The 2,208-nt window shown below is 61.5% G+C and carries 1 protein-coding gene and 2 pseudogenes; all 3 read left to right on the forward strand.

Annotation, left to right across the window (positions count from 1 at the left end; all coding sequences use genetic code 11):
• Positions 1 to 518: pseudogene (locus tag EN984_RS31755) on the forward strand (sugar ABC transporter substrate-binding protein); the annotation flags it as partial.
• A gap of 88 nt (positions 519 to 606) precedes the next feature.
• Positions 607 to 1,728 (forward strand): sugar ABC transporter permease, encoded by a 1,122-nt coding sequence (locus EN984_RS31760; RefSeq protein ID WP_127273345.1) that lies wholly within the window; start codon positions 607 to 609, stop codon positions 1,726 to 1,728.
• 26 nt (positions 1,729 to 1,754) lie between these two features.
• Positions 1,755 to 2,208: pseudogene (locus EN984_RS31765) on the forward strand (carbohydrate ABC transporter permease); the annotation flags it as partial.

The following is a 2,208-nucleotide window of genomic DNA, read 5'->3' on the forward strand; positions in this document are numbered from 1 at the left end:
ACGACGTCTACAATGCGAAGACCGGCGCCTGGGACAAGCTCGCCAGCGGCCCGAACTATGCGCCCAACTGCGCCTATCTCGGCTGGGGCGTCTATGTGATGGCCCGCGTCGATGCCGACGAAAAGAAGAAGAAGGCGGCATGGTCCGCCGCCGCCCATCTCGGCGGCAAGGACCTGTCGATCTGGACGGCGATGTATCCGTCGGGCTTCCAGCCCTACCGCAACTCGCATTTCGACATTCCCGAATGGGTGGCGGCCGGCTACGACGAGGCCTTCATCACCTCCTACCTCAAGTCGGAATCAGACAGCTACAACCATCCGAACGCGGCGATCGAGCCACGCATCCCCGGCATTTTCCAATACTACAGCGCCGCCGAGGACATCCTGGCCAACACTTTCGCCGGCAAGATGAAGGCGCAAGAAGGTGCCGACGCCATCGCGGCGGCCTGGGAGAAGCTGACCGATCAGATCGGCCGCGACAACCAGATCAAGCTCTACAAAGCTTCGCTCGGCATGTAGGCTGGCCTATGAACCGTGGTCCGGCGGCAACGCCGGACCACTTTAGACCGGCTCCGGCTCTTCGAGAGCCTTCAAACGGGCGAGATTTGTGGCTGACCAGACTTCGACCGCGAACCAGTGGCCGGCAGATGCCGGCCCTTCCGATCTGATCTCTCCAGGCCGCAAACGCCTTGGCTGGACGCTGATGGCCGTTGCGACGCTTGGCCTGCTGGCGACGATCGTGCTGGAGATCCTCTACAAGGGCAGCGCCGATACGATCGGCTTCGAGACCTGGCGCCCCGTCGTCTATGCCTATGTGCTGTGGGGCGTGGCGATCGGCGTCGGCCAGGTGCTGACGCGCGGCGAAGACGGCCAGCGTGCCCTGTTCCTGCTGCCGGCGCTGCTGTTCACCATCGCCATGGTGATCTTCCCGACGCTATTCGGTTTCTACATCGCCCTCACCGACTGGAACCTCAGCTCGTTCAGCGGCCGCAAGTTCAACGGGCTCGACAATTTCTGGCAGATGCTGGCCGATCCCTACTACCGCAACGCGCTGTTCAACATGGTGCTCTATGTGCTGGCGGTGGCGGTCGAATATGTCATCGCCTTCGGCCTGGCGCTGCTGCTCAACGCGCAAATCCGGGCGCGAAAATTCTTCCGCGTCGTCTTCCTGATGCCGCTGATGCTGTCCCCGGTCGCGGTGTCGTGGATGATCGGCAAGTCGCTGATGGAATACCGGTTCGGACCGGCAGCAACGCTGGCGCGCCATCTCGGCTGGGAAAATCCCGCCTTCTTCTCCGACCCGATCATCGCGCGCATATCGATCATGATACTGGATGCCTGGACCTTCATCCCATTCATGATGATCATGCTGCTGGCCGGGCTGCAGGCGATGTCGCGCGAGGTGCTCGAAGCCGCACGCGTCGATGGCGCCAATGCGTGGCAGACCTTCTGGCAGGTCACTTTTCCGCTGATGTTGCCGGTGTCGGTGACGGCGGTGATCCTGCGCATCATCTTCAAGTTGAAGCTTGCCGATATCATCATCACCGTGACGTCCGGCGGCCCCGGCGGCGCCACCGATTCCGTGTCGAGCTTCATCTATCGCGAATATCGCGACCGCTCGAATGTCGGCTACGGAACCATGCTGGCGATGGCCTATCTGGTGATCATCGTCGTGTTCGTCACGTGGCTGTTGAAATTCGCCAACCGTTTTGTCCGCAATGTCAATTAAAGCAAGATGGGGGTGAGTTAAGCCCGATGAGCGTTCAGACCACCGAATATGTCGCCTCGGAGATCCGCTCGCCGGCGAGCTTCCTCGCCAGCCGCGTTTTCATCTATGGCGCGCTGGCCTTCTGGGCGTTCATCTGCCTGTTCCCGATCTATTGGACGGTGACAACCTCGTTCAAGACCGCGGTCGACGTCACGCAGGGCCATCTCATCCCCTTCGTCGACTTTCAGCCGGACTGGAAAGGCTGGCGCTCGCTCGGCCTGTCGCCGGACTCGATCTTCCAGACCTCGACGGTGCGCGAGGAGTTCCTCAAGCGCTTCATGAATTCGGTGATCACCTCGGTCGGTGCGTCGAGCCTCGCCATCGTCATCGGCAGCCTCGCCGCCTACGGGCTCACCCGCTATCGCTATCATTTCGCCTGGTTCAAGAACGAGGACATCTCGTTCTTCTTCCTGTCGCAGCTGATCCTGCCGCCGGTGGTGC

The sequence above is a fragment of the Mesorhizobium sp. M7A.F.Ca.CA.004.12.1.1 genome (genome assembly GCF_003997835.1).
Lineage (GTDB): Bacteria > Pseudomonadota > Alphaproteobacteria > Rhizobiales > Rhizobiaceae > Mesorhizobium.